Source organism: Acinetobacter sp. YH12072, from assembly GCF_013419565.1.
Lineage (GTDB): Bacteria > Pseudomonadota > Gammaproteobacteria > Pseudomonadales > Moraxellaceae > Acinetobacter.
Window position 1 is genome coordinate 21,559 of the sequence record NZ_VOZV01000022.1, and the last position, 15,356, is coordinate 36,914.

The window sequence follows — 15,356 nt, forward strand, 5'->3', positions numbered from 1 at the left end:
TCTGATAATGAAAATTTTCTATACAGTAAAGTCATCACCCAGATAAACTTTACGTACCGTTTCATTGGCCAGAATTTCTTGTGCCGTGCCTTCAGCAATAACTGAACCTTCGCTGACAATATAGGCATGTTCACAGATGGCCAAAGTTTCACGAACGTTGTGATCGGTAATCAATACCCCAATTCCACGATCTTTCAGCGTCGTAATAATATCTTTAATATCACCCACGGAAATCGGGTCAACCCCGGCAAAAGGTTCATCCAGTAACATGAATTTTGGGTCGGCCGCCAAAGCACGAGCAATTTCAGCACGACGACGTTCACCACCCGACACGCTCATACCCAATGAATCTTTAATATGGGTAATTTTAAAGTCTGCTAGTAATTCGGCTAAACGTTGTTGACGCTGAGCTTTGCTTAAATCCTTACGGGTTTCCAGAATCGCCATAATATTTTCAGAAATGGTTAGTTTTCTAAAAATAGAAGCTTCCTGCGGTAAATAGCCAATACCTTTACGCGCACGTTCATGCATTGCCAAGTCAGATAAATCGAGATCATCCAGATGGATCTCACCCTTGTCCATACGCACCAGACCCACCACCATATAGAAACTGGTAGTTTTACCTGCACCATTAGGCCCTAAAAGCCCAACAATCTGCCCACTTTCCATACTGAAGGAAACGTCCTTGACTACCCAGCGTTTACTATAATTTTTCGCCAGATGCTTAATGGTTAAAGTTTGAACCTGATGCGTCTGTGCCATTAATCACGTGCTCCCGGAAAGGATTTCGAAGATGAAGGCGGAATCACGATTTGTACACGACCTGCTGCTGAACCGGTTTTATTTGGTGTACCTGTTGCTTCAATATCGCCTTTATTCATGCTGTATTTCAGCGTATTACCACGGATACTAGCGCCATCTTGCTGCAAGTAGGCATTTCCAGATAGGGTAATAATCCCGGTTTCCGCATTATAGACAATTTTCTGTGCCTGACCTTTGGCCAAACCTTTGGCAGGATCAACTTTCTGCTGAAATTGAGCCGGGCTACCTGTTGCCGTAATCAGGCTGATCTGTTTTTTATTATTCAGATTCGCCACAATCGAATTGGCCTGCAATTTCATGGTGCCCTGTTCAATAATGACATTACCTGAATAAGTCGTGACTCCGGTACGCTCATTAAAAGTCGCACGGTCAGCTAATAAGGTAATCGGCTGGTTACGGTCAGATGGCAATGCAAACGCAGTGGCTGAACCCAATGCAACCAGACTTAATAACGCAGCGCGCTTAAGGAAAGTTTTCATCATTTTAGCTCTAGGAATTTGGTTCATACTTTCCTCGAATATTAAAGAATTCGTATTGACCATCATTAAGATTGGCTTTTAGGCCCTGACTGATAAATTCAGCCTGTGGAGATTCAACAATGACAGTTTTATCGGTTTCAATTTCACGTGTTTTCGGAAAAGCGGTCAGCTCCTCGGTACGGAACTGCATTTTTCCATTTTGCATGATCTTGGTCGCCAGCACTTCTTGAGAAAGTACAACTTTTGTATTGTCATCATAACCGTTGCCCTGTTTGGCAAAGAATGTCGCATCAATCTGACCGTCTTTATAGGTCGTTGCCTGCAGATTTTTGAGACTTGAAGTCTCTAGCTGCAGGTTTTGTTCAAGCTGGTCGACCTGGGCACGAACAGACAACATGCCCTTTTCATCAGTTTGGGTTAAGTTAATATTATTCGCAGAATAGGTCATGCTACGTGCAGAATCAGTCTGCAACTTGTTGCCTTTACCGCTGTAATAGTAATAACCACCACTTATTGCGGCAATGATAATAGCCGTAAGATATAAAACTCTAGTGTCCATAAGCGGTGTACTTAATCCAGGATGTATGACTTATTAATAAGGCGCACGAGTATATTTTTCAAGTAACTCTTGGTACTTACCTTTGGACATCAGTAACATGTCACAAATCTCGCGTACCGCACCACGACCACCATAGGCCTGCGTTACCAGATCAGCACGACGACGTACTTCAACATGCCCGTTTGGAACAGTCACTTTCATGCCTGCAATCGCGAAGGCAGACAGATCAGGCCAGTCATCACCCATGTATAAACAGTCTTCAGGGTCGATATTGAGCTGAGTACACGCTTCACGTAAAGCAGTCCCTTTATCTTCGCGGCCCTGATAAACCAGATCTACACCTAAATCCGACATACGTTTTTGTACGATATTGCTTTGACGTCCAGTGATAATGATCACTTTGATTCCGGCTTGCTGTACCAGTTTCATACCCAGCCCATCACGGATATCAAAAGACTTGATCTCATCACCCGTATTGGTCAATGTGACAAAACCGTCGCTTAAAATACCATCTACATCAAGTACCAGTGCCTCAATATGACGTGCCTGCTCTAATAATACATAAGATGCCATCTATTAATTTACCCCAGCCTGAATCAGGTCATGCATACTAATTACACCAATGACTTTATTGGCATCATCAACCACAACAAATTGATTAATTTTACGTTCGTTCATTTTTTCCAGTGCAACGACAGCACGCGCTTCCTGAGAAATCGTCAGCGGATTTTTGGTCATTACTTCCTGAATCGGTAAATTGACATCAAAACCTTGCTGTTTGTCGATCAGGCGGCGCAAGTCACCATCAGTGAAAATACCCAGTAATAGGTCATTTTGATCCACAATTGTGGTTAAACCTAGGCGTTTATTTGAAATCTCGTATAAAACTTGATTCATTGGTGTATCTGGTGACACTTTTGGCAATTCCGAACCAGTGTGCATTAAGTGTTTTACATGCAGCAATAAGCGTTTACCCAAGGCACCTGCTGGATGTGACAAGGCAAAATCGTCAGCAGTAAAACCCCGTGCATCCAGAAGAGCGACAGCCAGTGCATCACCCAGCGCTAAAGTTGCCGTTGTACTCGAAGTCGGTGCCAGACCAAGTGGACAGGCTTCCTGAAGATGACCCAGAGTTAAAGCCACATCAGCATTTTGTGGCATTGGGCCTTTGGCATCACCACTAATGGTAATTAAAGGAATTTCCAGACGCTTGATCAGAGGCATCAGCATCATGATTTCATCGCTTTTGCCTGAGTTTGAAATGGCAATCAGTACATCACCCGGTACCAACATGCCAAGATCACCATGCCCTGCCTCGCCCGGGTGCATGAAGAATGAAGGCGTACCCGTAGAGGCAAAAGTTGCCGCCATCTTACGACCAATATGCCCAGATTTCCCCATCCCGGTAATCACCAGACGACCTTTGCACTGCAGGATAATTTCACATGCCTGACTAAAACGCTCATCAATCTGCGTGGCTAAAATCTGTAATGCTTGTTCTTCGATACGCAAGGTTTCAAGTGCAACTTTCTGGAAGTCTATTTGATTTGGCATATTTGGTGGGTTCAAAGTAGGTTTACCTTAACTCTATACAGAGTTGACTCAGTCTAGCAAAAAATAATTTTCGCAATTTTATCATATCTATGCAAATGTCAGGTTTCAAAATGTAGAGCTTTTCATAAAACTTAAACAGAATGTTTAGAAATTTCCCTGACCAAAAGCTCTTCATTATTCAGAATTTCATTATGTTAATCAGTTCTGATTTTCCTTTTTATTTTGCGTAGGCAATAAAAAACCCCAATCTTTCGATCAGGGTTTTTTGAATTTTGGAGCGGGAAACGAGACTCGAACTCGCGACCCCAACCTTGGCAAGGTTGTGCTCTACCAACTGAGCTATTCCCGCAATATGGGAGTGAATTATAGAGAGTTTCTGCTAACTGTCAACTCTCTATTGATTCAACTGTCGAATTAATCAGCACGACGCCATACAGTTCCTTGACGGGTATCTTCCAGCACCACTCCTTGGTCTAATAAAGACTGGCGGATTTCATCGGCACGAGCAAAGTTTTTCTCTTTTTTGGCATCTTTACGTTGCTGGATCAGATCTTCAATCTGCTCTTCAGACAAGCCTAAAGCTTCCTGACCAATATCAGACTTTAAGAATTCGTCGACATTGTGCTGTACCAGACCCAGAATATTGGTGAGATGGCGCAGAGTAGAATAATAAACAGCAGCCTGTTCCTGATTCTGATCTTTTACTGCACGATTCAGCTCTTTATTCAGTTCAAACAATACAGCAATGGCTTCTGGTGTATTAAAGTCATCACACATGGCTGTATTGAAACGCTCAACAAAGCTTTGATCCAGAGTTTCAACCAGTTGTTCGCCATATACTGCCTGATAAGCTTTGAAAGAATGATAGAAACGCATCAGCGTATTTTTCGCTTCTTTTAAGGCCACATCAGAATAGTTCACTGGGCTGCGGTAGTGTGAAGACACAATAAAGTAACGCACCACTTCCGGATGGAATTTTTCAATCACATCACGGATAGTAAAGAAGTTACCCAAAGACTTCGACATCTTTTCACCATCAACATTGATGAAGCCGGCATGCATCCAGTAGTTCACATACTGCTCACCTGTCGCTGCTTCAGATTGTGCAATCTCGTTTTCATGATGCGGGAAGCTTAAATCAGCACCGCCACCATGAATATCAAAATGATTGCCCAGGCAGCAGGTTGACATCGCAGAACATTCAATATGCCATCCTGGACGACCATTGCCCCATGGTGAAGCCCAAGAAGGTTCATTTTCTTTGGCATGTTTCCAAAGTACAAAGTCAAATGGGTGTTTTTTCTCAACTTCGACGTCTACACGTTCAGAAGCGCCTGCCTGCATATCTTCCAGTTTACGGCCTGAAAGGCGGCCGTATTTGGCAAATTTTTCAACTTCGAAATAAACATCACCATTATTGGCTGGATATGCTGTGCCATTATGGACTAGTGTATCAATCATATTTTGCATCTGATCGATATAGTCAGTGGCTTTTGGTGCAACATCTGGTGCAAGACAGCCCAGCTTGGCGAAGTCTTCATTCATGGCATCAATAAAACGGCTGGTCAGTGATGAAATGCTTTCCCCATTTTCATTGGCACGTTTAATAATCTTGTCGTCAATGTCGGTGATATTGCGTACGTATTTCACCTTCCAGCCCTGACTGCGCAGGAAACGGATAATATAGTCAAATGCAACCACCGTGCGTGCATGTCCAATATGACAGTAGTCATAGACCGTCATCCCACAGACATACAGATCAATCTGACCTTCTTTACGAGGCACAAATTCTACTTTTTTACGTTGCTCTGAGTTATATAGAACAAATGGTTGCATAGGTCTTCTAGAATGCTTTTACAAATGATGGTTCATCTTAACCTAAGCATTATTTTTCATAAAGTTTTAAGAAAAGTTTTCAAGACTTTTTCTGCGGTTATTTTTTATTACATAGACAGATCATGCATGGAACGTAAGAGCCTTAAATTGCAATTTGCAGTATGAGTAAAGAAATTAAGGACTTTCAGAAATAAAGTCCATAATGATCTACTAAATACCACCTGTAAAACCATCAGCATGATCCGTGAAAGCTACACCTGATTATTGAAAAATCATAATTCAGTAATTAAAAAAAGCCCCCTATCTTAAGAGGGCTTTTTCATTTCAGGACTTAGAAGTGGTATTTCAAGCCTAACTGAATCAGGTAATCGCTTGATTCAGATGCATTGCCTGTCAACTCGCCAAGTTCCATTTATTGCCACTGGTATAGTTCAAACCGACACCATACAAGAGGTAATCCTTGTCAAAGGACGGAGCCTGATAACCATACTGGATTGCATTATCTACATTGGACAAGATTGTGACCATGCCATTATCACGATCAAAGGCATCGGCATACTCACCATAACCAGTCAGGTAAAGATTCTGGTTTAGCTCATAGTCAAAACGCACACTCACATGCGCTTTAGTTTCAGCCACATCTACATCACTTACAGTCAGACCAATAACAGTATCTTCTTTGACCGCATCCAGTTTTGCAGCGTTATAGCTTAAAGCCATGTATGGTGAAACAGTCAGACGGTCAGCGAAGAAGTCATAACCCAGTTCAGCATAAGCACCGTATTTAAACAGATCAGCTTTATTGGATTCTTTCACCGAATCAAGCCCATCAGTCACAGTACGGTTAAACTCAACATCACCGAAACCAAGCTGCACATTACCTGAAACATATACACCCTTGTCAGATTGCCATTTTGCATAAGCGCCCAGACCAGTTACATCAGTTTCAGTTGAAGCATCAGCCAAAATGTTGGTGACGGATCTTGAATTGCGATCCCCGCATTGGTCAGGTCTTCAACCGTGATCGTACCATTCTGATAATCCTGAATGTATTTAAATATCTTTTGGACAGAATGTTGCAGATATGCATTCTTTTGAACATCAAGATCAGCAATCTCGATCCTTACCTGTTTAGTAGGCGCAGCGTTATCCACAACATTAAATTTAGCTTTGTCATAGGTATAAGCAAGCGTAGTCGGTGTAGTACCGCCATTAGTCGGGGGTGTATTCACTGTTGTAGAGGATTTTGCACCACCACATGCAGTCACCATTATAACAACTACCGCCAAAGAAAGAGCTGTTGTAATTGTCTTCATCTTAGTTTTCATACCCCTTATCATCTTTAGTTATCAAGCTATTTTTAATTTAAATTAAGGTCTTATGAGTGATAAAAACACTCATGAATTACCATAGAGGAATTAATTAAGTATTTGTAAAATAATGATAAATTATTATCAGGTAAAAGAGTTATTATTTTCAATGAATTTTATAGATATTTTATAGCAGGTATTTAATTGAAATACCTACTATTTTCTAAAATTAATCAATTGAGAAATGTATTATCCCAATTCATTTCTAATATTGTTCACCATATGTAATAAACGTGGTGCAATATCATTTTTGATTTTCTCTTCATTGAGCAGAAAACTTGGACCGCCGCAGTTAAACACCAGTAGACCATGCTGTTCATGGACAAAAGGAACTGCAACCGAATTCACATCCTTATGCCATTCACCGATTGAAAAGCAGAAACCATATTCCTGATAGTCTTTAAATGACTTCTCCAGATTTTTTTGGATCTGTGGCCATTCTTCAACATGTTTACGGCGAATCGCATCAAGCAGAAAATCACGCTCATCTTCTGGCATTGCAGCCAGACAGGCACGCCCCATTGAACTTAAATGAATCGGCAAATGGGTTCCTACCTGACGACGCATGGTGACATTGCCTTTGCCCTGCACCACATCCAGATAAATCATGTTCAATCGGTCGCGGGTCGCCATTGCAACGGCTGCCTCAGCATAGTCTGCCAGATTTTTCATTAATGGATGAGCAACCGATCGCAAGGATAAATTCGACAGCATCGAATAACCAAAAGACAGTACGCCGACTGAGAGCTGAAACTTGCTCGAATTCGGAACCTGCTTTAAATATCCTAAACGGGATAAGGTATGGGTTAAACGGGTAATCGTCGGTTTAGGTAGACCTGTCATCTGTGACAGTTCCTGATTGCCCAGATGCTGATGTTTTGGACTAAAGCAGCGCAGTAACTCCAGACCACGTGCTAAAGCTGTAATAAATTGACGGTCATTTTCATCCTGCATATCTTCGATCGGATGCAATAACTCATGGCGCAAAGGCGCAATTAATTTTTCTTCCGACTGATCGGTTTCAGGTACATCATCAGACATGTCTTCACCGTCCTTCAAATTCATAATAAGTGTTTCGCATTGCGAAATTATAAATAATTATCTTGTATATAGCAAAGAAGCAACTTTGATTAAGTTGCTTCTTTATTGGACTTATGGGTTTTCTTGTTTATTAACCAACAATACCTTGAGCTTTTAGGGCCTCCAGTTTTTCCTCATCCACGACACGTGAAAGAATTTCATTCGTATGCTCACCTAACATTGGTGGTGCTTTACGATATTCCACTGGTGTACGCGATAATTTAATTGGTGAGCCAATCACCGTTAATTTTTCTTTTAACGGATGGGGGATCTCAACCAGCATATTACGCGCTTGCACTTGTGGTTCCTGGAAAGCTTGTTCAAGGTTATTAATCAGGCCTACCGGAACTTTCACTGCATGAATTGCTTCTACCCAATGCTTCGCAGTATTGCTTAAGAAATGTTTGGCTAGCAGCTCTGTGATTTCTGCACGATGCTGAATACGCAGTGCATTGGTCACAAAACGTGGATCTTGCGGTAAATCAGGCAAACCAATTGCAGCGCTCAAGGCAACAAATTGCTTGTCATTACCACAGGCAATAATGAAGTCTTGGTCGGCAGCGCGGAACACTTGATAAGGCACAATATTGGCATGCGCATTACCATAACGACCTGGAATTTTACCTGAAGCCAGGTAGTTCATCCCTTGGTTTGCCAGCAAAGCAACCTGCACATCCAACAGTGCCATATCAATATGCTGACCCAGGCCAGTCACATGACGATTCAGCAAAGCAGCCTGAATGGCAATGGTCGAGTACAAACCCGTCGTCAAATCCGCAAAAGCCACGCCAACTTTTTGTGGTCCACCACCTGGTAAGTCATCTTTCTCACCAGTGACAGACATTAAACCGCCCATCCCCTGGATGATAAAGTCATAACCTGGTTCAGGTGCACGAGGGCCAGTTTGACCAAAGCCAGTAATTGAGCAATACACCAGTTTCGGATTAATCGCGCTGAGGCTTTCATAATCCAGACCGTATTTTTTCAATGAACCCGCTTTGTAATTTTCAATCACCACATCTGAATCAGCAGCCAGTGCTTTGACCAGTTCCTGACCTTCAGGCGTTGAAATATCAATCGCAACTGACATTTTATTACGGTTGGCTGACTGGTAGTACGCCGCTTCACGTGTATTTTCACCATGGTCATTTTTCATCCAAGGTGGTCCCCACATACGGGTATCATCACCCGTTTTAGGACGTTCAACTTTAATCACTTCAGCGCCTAAATCCGCGAGGATTTGACCACACCAAGGACCTGCAAGTACGCGACTTAAATCCAGTACGCGAATACCCTCTAATGCACCCATGTGTTTTTCCTTTGTTTATACGCGTTCGATGACCAGTGCCAGACCTTGGCCCACACCGATACACAGACTAATCACAGCATATTTTTTGCCGCTGCGCTGCAATTCACGAGCGGTGCTGAGCACTAAACGAGCACCTGAAGCACCGAGTGGATGCCCAACTGCAATCGCACCACCATTCGGGTTCACACGAGCATCATCAAATGCCACACCCAGACCTTTTAAGCATGCTAAAACTTGTGATGCGAATGCTTCATTGATTTCAATGATATCCATGTCATCCAACGTCAAGTTGGCACGTTTTAATGCTAGTTTGATCGCATCAACCGGACCGGCGCCCATAATACGTGGTTCAATACCCGCAGCCGCTGAAGCGATGATTTTCGCCATTGGCTGGATGCCCAGTTTTTCCTGAGCGGCTTCAGAACCAATGATTAGCGCTGCTGCACCATCATTGACACCAGAAGCATTACCCGCAGTCACTACACCGCCTTCAAACAGTGGACGTAGTTTCTGTAGCGCTTCCAAGTTAGAAGATGGACGTGGATGTTCGTCTTGATCGACCAATTTTGCTGGTAATTTACGGCCTTGAGGCACTTCAACACCCACGATCTCGTCAGCAAAGAAACCTGCCTGTTTAGCTGCTTCATATTTGGCTTGTGATGCTGCAGCAAACTGGTCTGCATCTTCACGGGTTACACCGTATTCTACTGCTACATTATCGCCAGTTTGCGGCATGGTGTCATTGCCGAACTGTTTTTCAATGGCAGGGTTCGGAAAACGTGCGCCGATGGTTGAATCGAATACTTTAAAATCACGGCTAAATGGTGTTTCAGATTTGGCAAAGACAAACGGTGCACGAGACATCGACTCGACACCACCTGCAAGGAAGATATCCCCTTCATTACAAGTAATCGCACGAGCTGCATCAATCACCGCTGCTAAACCTGAAGCACATAGACGGTTCACAGTTTGTGCTGGCGTTTTCACATCTAGACCCGCCAATAACGTTGCATGACGTGCAATATTACGGCTGTCTTCACCGGCCTGGTTAGTATTCCCCAGAATCACATCATCAAAAATATCAGCAGGTAGATTATGTTTTGCAACCAATGCCTTAATCACATGTGCAGCTAAATCATCTGGACGAACCTTTGCCAGGCTTCCTGCATGACGGCCAAATGGCGTACGTAATCCATCATAAATATATGCATTTAACATGAGTTTGATTCCTTAAACTGCTGCAGTGTGAAGAAGAGATAGTTTTAAACGGGCGCGGCGTTGTAACCATGTACTTGGACGATAACGCTGGTCACCAGTATTCGCCAGGATACGTTCCAGGATCAACAGGATACGTTCTGCGCCCAAAACATCACCCCATGAAATTGGTCCATGTGGGTAGCCCAGACCAAGTTTTACTGCTTTATCGATATCGGCTGCAGTTGCGATTTGTTGTTGGGCAATATCACAAGCCAGATTCACGACCATTGCCAATACGCGCTGTGCGACAAAGCCAATACTTTCAGCAATTACCGATACGCCATGACCATTTTTAGCAAACAATGCATGTGCCTGGTCGATATAGGCTTTTTGAGTTGCAATCGAAGGCATGATGGTACGGTGCTTGGCAAAATCAGTCAGCATATCAATGCTGATTGCACGAGTCGCATCAACCTCAAAACGTAATGCAGCTGTTGTCGTGTCTTCACCATAAGTGGCCAATAGAATCAGACTGTCAGCTGCCGGAGTTTCAGCACTGTCGATGATCAAGCCTTGCTCACGGATATAGTCACGCAAGATGCTGGCATCCTGCTCAAGATCTGCTTTGATCCAGACTGGGCTGAATTCAGTTACTTCAGGCGCAATCTGAGCCGGAGCTTCATTGGTCTTTTGACCATCCTGATATTTATAGAAGCCTTCACCGACTTTACGACCGACTTTTTTACCAGCCAGCATTTGACGGGTTAAAGCGCTTGGACGATAACGATCTTCCTGATAATACTGGTTGAAAATCGATTCCATCACTGGATGAGAAACATCCAGTGCAGTCAGGTCAAACAATTCCAGTGGTCCCATACGGAAACCGGCACCTTCACGCAGAATACGGTCGATTTCTGAAACTGAGACAATCCCTTCGCCTAGGATTTTCAGTGCTTCCGTACCATAAGCACGGCCGGCATGGTTAACAATAAACCCAGGCGTGTCTTTGGTACGCACACCGAAGTGCCCCATACGTTGTGCCAGTTCGAGTAGATCTGCAACGACCTGTTCATCTGTTGCTAGGCCAGCAATCACTTCGACAATTTTCATCAAGGGCACTGGATTAAAGAAATGGAATCCCGCCATACGACCTTGATGCTCAAGGTTGGATGCAATAGCAGTCACTGAAAGTGATGAGGTATTGGTTGCCAGAATGGTTTCTGGAGATACGATACTTTCCAGCTGTTTAAATAAACCTTGCTTGATGTCCAGATTTTCGATGATGGCTTCAACCACCAGATCAACACCAGCCACTTCTTCAATGCTATTCAGGATTTTGAAACGTGCCAGAGTTGCATTCAGAACTTCTTCAGTAAATTTACCTTTGGCTTGCAGCTTTTCAAGCGTAGCTTTAAGTTTAGCCAAACCTGCTTCTGCCGCACCTGCTTTGGCATCGAATAAGCGCACTTCCAGACCTGCCTGGGCTGCGATTTGCGCGATACCCATGCCCATTACACCAGTACCAATGAGCGCCATAGATTGAATGGTCATGTCTTATTCTCCAGTGTATTGTGCAGGACGTTTTTCAAAGAACGCATTCACGCCTTCTTTCTGATCTTTGGTATCAAATAAAATCTGGAAAGCTTTACGTTCCAATGCCAAAGCACCTTGTAAAGATTGATCTTGGCCAAGATTGGTCACTTCTTTAATTTGCTGCACTGCAATTGGAGAGAAAGACGCAATCGTTTGAGCAATCTCAATCGCATGGGTAATGGTGTTTTCATCTTCCACGACTTCAGAAACCAAGCCCATACGCTCAGCCTCAGCAGCTTTCACCAATTTACCGGTCAATACCCAAAGCATGGTTTGATATTTACCAATCGCGCGCAGTAAACGTTGTGTCCCACCTGCACCTGGCATCAAGCCCAGTTTCACTTCAGGCTGACCAAATTTGGCACTTTCACCGGCAATGATGATGTCCGCATGCATGGCCAGTTCACAGCCACCACCGAGTGCATAGCCATTGACTGCTGCAATAATCGGTTTCGGACAATCAGTAATGCTTTGCCAATATTGTTCAGTATGGCGTAAATACATTTGGGCTGTAGTTGCAGTGGTGAAATCTTTAATGTCTGCACCCGCAGCAAATACTTTTTCACCGCCGGTCAAAATAATCGCTTTTACAGCATCTAATTTTGAAAGGTATTGAAATGCTTCAGAGAGTTGCTGACGTAATTCCAGGTTCAAGGCATTACGTGCTTCCGGGCGATGGATTTGAACAATTGCGACGCCATCTTCCTGTACAGTCAATTTTAAAATTTCAGTGCTTTCCATAATCTTCTCATTTCGCACAGCGGTATTTAATTAACAATATACATAAATTTAGTTCAAAGTAAACTATTCAAATTTGAACAAAAAATATTTTATAACGCCTTAAAAACAGCATTAATCACATTAAATCAATTATTTAAAGCCAATTTTAAAGTAAAACATAAATATCGCACAGCGAAATATACTTTCGTATATATTGATCCTTGTTTTAATTTTAATTAGTATCCGCATAAATTTAGCTTAGTGATGAGTTTTTATTCACATTGGACAAGATGTGGACAGAACGAAATCCTAGATACGGAGTTAGGACATGATTCGTGATCAGGAAACCTTAGACCAGTTGGTAGATATGATTCGCCAGTTTGTAGAAGGCGTATTAATCCCAAATGAAGAAATTGTTGCAGAAACGGATGAAATTCCAGCAGAAATCGTGCAACAAATGAAAGAGTTGGGCTTATTTGGTTTAACCATTCCTGAAGAATATGACGGTCTTGGCCTGACCATGGAAGAAGAAGTCTATATCGCTTTTGAACTGGGCCGTACTTCCCCTGCTTTCCGCTCATTGATTGGTACGAATAACGGTATCGGCGCATCTGGCCTGATCATCGATGGTACTGAAGAGCAAAAACAGCACTTCCTGCCAAAACTTGCCAGCGGTGAAATTATTGGCTCGTTCTGTCTGACTGAACCGGATTCTGGTTCTGATGCAGCGTCGCTTAAAACTACTGCTGTAAAAGATGGTGATGAGTACATTCTGAATGGTACCAAGCGTTTCATTACCAATGCGCCACATGCGGGTGTATTCACAGTAATGGCACGTACCAATCCTGAATTAAAAGGTGCTGCAGCTATTTCAGCGTTCATCGTTAACAGTAACTTGCCAGGTATTTCACTGGGTAAACGTGACAAGAAAATGGGCCAGAAAGGCGCACATACCTGTGACGTGATCTTTGAAAACTGCCGTATCCCTGCATCAGCTTTGATTGGCGGTGTAGAAGGCGTTGGCTTTAAAACTGCGATGAAGGTTCTGGATAAAGGCCGTATCCACATTGCTGCACTGAGCGTGGGTGCTGCAACCCGTATGCTGGAAGATTCATTGCAATATGCCGTTGAACGTAAGCAGTTCGGTCAGGCGATTGCCAACTTCCAGCTGATCCAGGGCATGCTGGCAGATTCTAAAGCTGAAATTTATGCAGCGAAATGCATGGTGCTTGATGCAGCGCGTCGTCGTGATGCCGGCCAGAATGTAAGTACTGAAGCATCATGCGCAAAAATGTTTGCAACAGAAATGTGTGGCCGTGTCGCTGACCGTGGTGTGCAAATCCATGGTGGCGCGGGCTACATCAGTGAATATGCAATTGAGCGCTTCTACCGCGATGTGCGTTTATTCCGTCTTTATGAAGGAACCACGCAAATCCAGCAAGTCATTATTGCTCGCAATATGATTCGCGAGGCGACTCAGTAACAAGTTTGGCCTGATCAACTCTCCTTGCGATCAGGCCTTTTTTATAGGTAATGGATGATGGCTATAACGAATACAATTTCAAAAATTGGCCCAAATACCTGGAAAATCGCATTTATTTTTGCATTCCTCGCCCTGCTGGTCGATGGTGCGGATTTAATGCTGCTTTCCTACAGCTTAAACAGTATTAAAGCTGAATTTGGCCTAACCTCTGTCGAAGCTGGGATGCTCGGAAGCTTTACCCTTGCAGGTATGGCAGTTGGAGGTATATTCGGAGGGTGGGCTTGTGATAAATTCGGTCGTGTACGTACCGTCGTTGTCTCAATCCTTTTATTTTCGGCATTGACTTGTGGTCTTGGTTTTACCCAAAGCTTTGCTCAATTTGGTGCATTACGTTTCTTCGCTTCTCTTGGCTTGGGTTCTTTGTATATTGCATCGAATACTTTAATGGCTGAGTACGTACCTACTAAATATCGTACTACCGTTTTAGGTACATTACAGGCTGGCTGGACAGTTGGCTATATCGTTGCGACCTTGCTTGCGGGCTGGTTAATTCCAGATCACGGCTGGCGCATGCTGTTCTATGTAGCTGCGATTCCAATTGCCTTGGCTATTTTGATGCACATTCTGGTACCAGAACCAGCGGCATGGCAAGAAAACCGCTTCAAGAAAGTTGAAGTGACTGACAAACCTACTGAGTCGACCTGGAAGCTGATTTTCCAAGATAAGAAAAACCGTAACATGTTTATCTTATGGGCTTTGACTGCCGGTTTCCTTCAGTTTGGTTACTATGGCGTAAACAACTGGATGCCAACATACCTTGAAAGTGAACTGGGTATGAAGTTCAAGGAAATGACTGCCTACATGGTCGGTACCTATACCGCGATGATTCTAGGTAAAATCCTTGCAGGCTTAATGGCAGATAAATTCGGACGTCGTTTTACTTATGCCTTCGGTGCGATTGGTACTGCGATCTTCCTACCACTGATCGTATTCTATAACTCACCAGACAACATTCTATACTTATTGGTGATCTTCGGTTTCCTATATGGTATTCCATATGGTGTGAATGCGACTTATATGACTGAAAGCTTCCCAACCAACGTACGCGGCACAGCAATTGGTGGTGCATATAATGTCGGTCGTTTAGGTGCGGCAATTGCCCCAGCTACGATTGGTTATCTGGCAACAGGCGGTTCGATCGGTCTTGGCTTCTTAGTAATGGGTGCTGCATACTTTATCTGTGGTCTGCTTCCTGCCCTGTTCATCAAAGAAAAACTCTACGATCCTCAAAAATCTTAATCCGTTTTAGAAAAAGCCTCCTAGGAGGCTTTTTTCATAATCAATTCCCAACTTT

The 15,356-nt window shown here is 43.3% G+C and carries 15 protein-coding genes and 1 tRNA gene; 2 read left to right on the top strand and 14 right to left on the bottom strand.

What is annotated here, in order from left to right; all coding sequences use genetic code 11:
* Window positions 1-18: 18 nt before the first annotated feature.
* The 14 genes from lptB to FTU19_RS10535 all read right to left on the bottom strand — a co-directional run bounded on the left by lptB (window position 19) and on the right by FTU19_RS10535 (window position 12,540).
* Entirely contained in the window at window positions 19-762 is a 744-nt protein-coding gene (gene lptB, locus FTU19_RS10470) for an LPS export ABC transporter ATP-binding protein (RefSeq protein WP_004786227.1), read from the bottom strand.
* Window positions 762-1,328: a lipopolysaccharide transport periplasmic protein LptA gene (gene lptA / locus FTU19_RS10475; RefSeq protein ID WP_159122791.1), complete on the bottom strand. Its 567-nt coding sequence runs from the start codon at window positions 1,326-1,328 to the stop codon at window positions 762-764. The genes lptB and lptA overlap by 1 nt, the downstream gene beginning before the upstream one ends.
* Complete coding sequence (gene lptC / locus FTU19_RS10480) at window positions 1,312-1,860, bottom strand: LPS export ABC transporter periplasmic protein LptC (protein ID WP_034705852.1); 549 nt, start codon at window positions 1,858-1,860, stop codon at window positions 1,312-1,314. Before lptC ends, lptA begins: the two co-directional genes overlap by 17 nt.
* A 33-nt stretch (window positions 1,861-1,893) precedes the next feature.
* Entirely contained in the window at window positions 1,894-2,433 is a 540-nt protein-coding gene (locus FTU19_RS10485) for an HAD family hydrolase (RefSeq protein WP_034170294.1), read from the bottom strand.
* Between the two features lie 3 nt (window positions 2,434-2,436).
* A complete protein-coding gene (locus FTU19_RS10490; RefSeq protein WP_004786235.1) occupies window positions 2,437-3,414 on the bottom strand; it encodes a KpsF/GutQ family sugar-phosphate isomerase in 978 nt (325 codons plus the stop codon).
* 273 nt (window positions 3,415-3,687) lie between these two features.
* Window positions 3,688-3,763: transfer RNA gene (locus FTU19_RS10495), tRNA-Gly, on the bottom strand.
* Between the two features lie 65 nt (window positions 3,764-3,828).
* Window positions 3,829-5,250 carry a cysteine--tRNA ligase gene (gene cysS / locus FTU19_RS10500; protein WP_180018185.1) on the bottom strand — a complete coding sequence of 474 codons (1,422 nt, stop codon included), beginning with the start codon at window positions 5,248-5,250 and terminating at the stop codon, window positions 3,829-3,831.
* A 393-nt stretch (window positions 5,251-5,643) separates the two neighbouring features.
* On the bottom strand, window positions 5,644-6,216 hold the full coding sequence (locus FTU19_RS10505; RefSeq protein WP_180018187.1) for an autotransporter outer membrane beta-barrel domain-containing protein: 573 nt from the start codon (window positions 6,214-6,216) through the stop codon (window positions 5,644-5,646).
* Window positions 6,186-6,566: a hypothetical protein gene (locus FTU19_RS10510; protein WP_180018189.1), complete on the bottom strand. Its 381-nt coding sequence runs from the start codon at window positions 6,564-6,566 to the stop codon at window positions 6,186-6,188. The genes FTU19_RS10505 and FTU19_RS10510 overlap by 31 nt, the downstream gene beginning before the upstream one ends.
* A 243-nt stretch (window positions 6,567-6,809) precedes the next feature.
* On the bottom strand, window positions 6,810-7,661 hold the full coding sequence (locus FTU19_RS10515) for an IclR family transcriptional regulator (protein WP_125279305.1): 852 nt from the start codon (window positions 7,659-7,661) through the stop codon (window positions 6,810-6,812).
* A gap of 130 nt (window positions 7,662-7,791) precedes the next feature.
* Entirely contained in the window at window positions 7,792-9,009 is a 1,218-nt protein-coding gene (locus FTU19_RS10520; RefSeq protein ID WP_180018191.1) for a CaiB/BaiF CoA-transferase family protein, read from the bottom strand.
* A gap of 15 nt (window positions 9,010-9,024) precedes the next feature.
* Window positions 9,025-10,227, bottom strand: a complete 1,203-nt coding sequence (locus FTU19_RS10525; protein WP_180018193.1) for a 3-oxoadipyl-CoA thiolase — start codon at window positions 10,225-10,227, stop codon at window positions 9,025-9,027.
* A 12-nt stretch (window positions 10,228-10,239) separates the two neighbouring features.
* Window positions 10,240-11,757, bottom strand: coding sequence for a 3-hydroxyacyl-CoA dehydrogenase (locus FTU19_RS10530; protein ID WP_180018195.1), 1,518 nt, complete (start codon window positions 11,755-11,757; stop codon window positions 10,240-10,242).
* A 3-nt stretch (window positions 11,758-11,760) separates the two neighbouring features.
* On the bottom strand, window positions 11,761-12,540 hold the full coding sequence (locus FTU19_RS10535) for an enoyl-CoA hydratase (RefSeq protein WP_180018197.1): 780 nt from the start codon (window positions 12,538-12,540) through the stop codon (window positions 11,761-11,763).
* A 307-nt stretch (window positions 12,541-12,847) separates the two neighbouring features.
* On the opposite strand from FTU19_RS10535, the gene FTU19_RS10540 reads away from it, so the two are divergent.
* Together FTU19_RS10540 and FTU19_RS10545 are read left to right on the top strand one after the other, a co-directional pair.
* Window positions 12,848-14,002 carry an acyl-CoA dehydrogenase family protein gene (locus FTU19_RS10540; RefSeq protein WP_180018199.1) on the top strand — a complete coding sequence of 385 codons (1,155 nt, stop codon included), beginning with the start codon at window positions 12,848-12,850 and terminating at the stop codon, window positions 14,000-14,002.
* Between the two features lie 57 nt (window positions 14,003-14,059).
* Complete coding sequence (locus FTU19_RS10545) at window positions 14,060-15,301, top strand: MFS transporter (RefSeq protein WP_180018201.1); 1,242 nt, start codon at window positions 14,060-14,062, stop codon at window positions 15,299-15,301.
* Window positions 15,302-15,356: the final 55 nt, after the last annotated feature.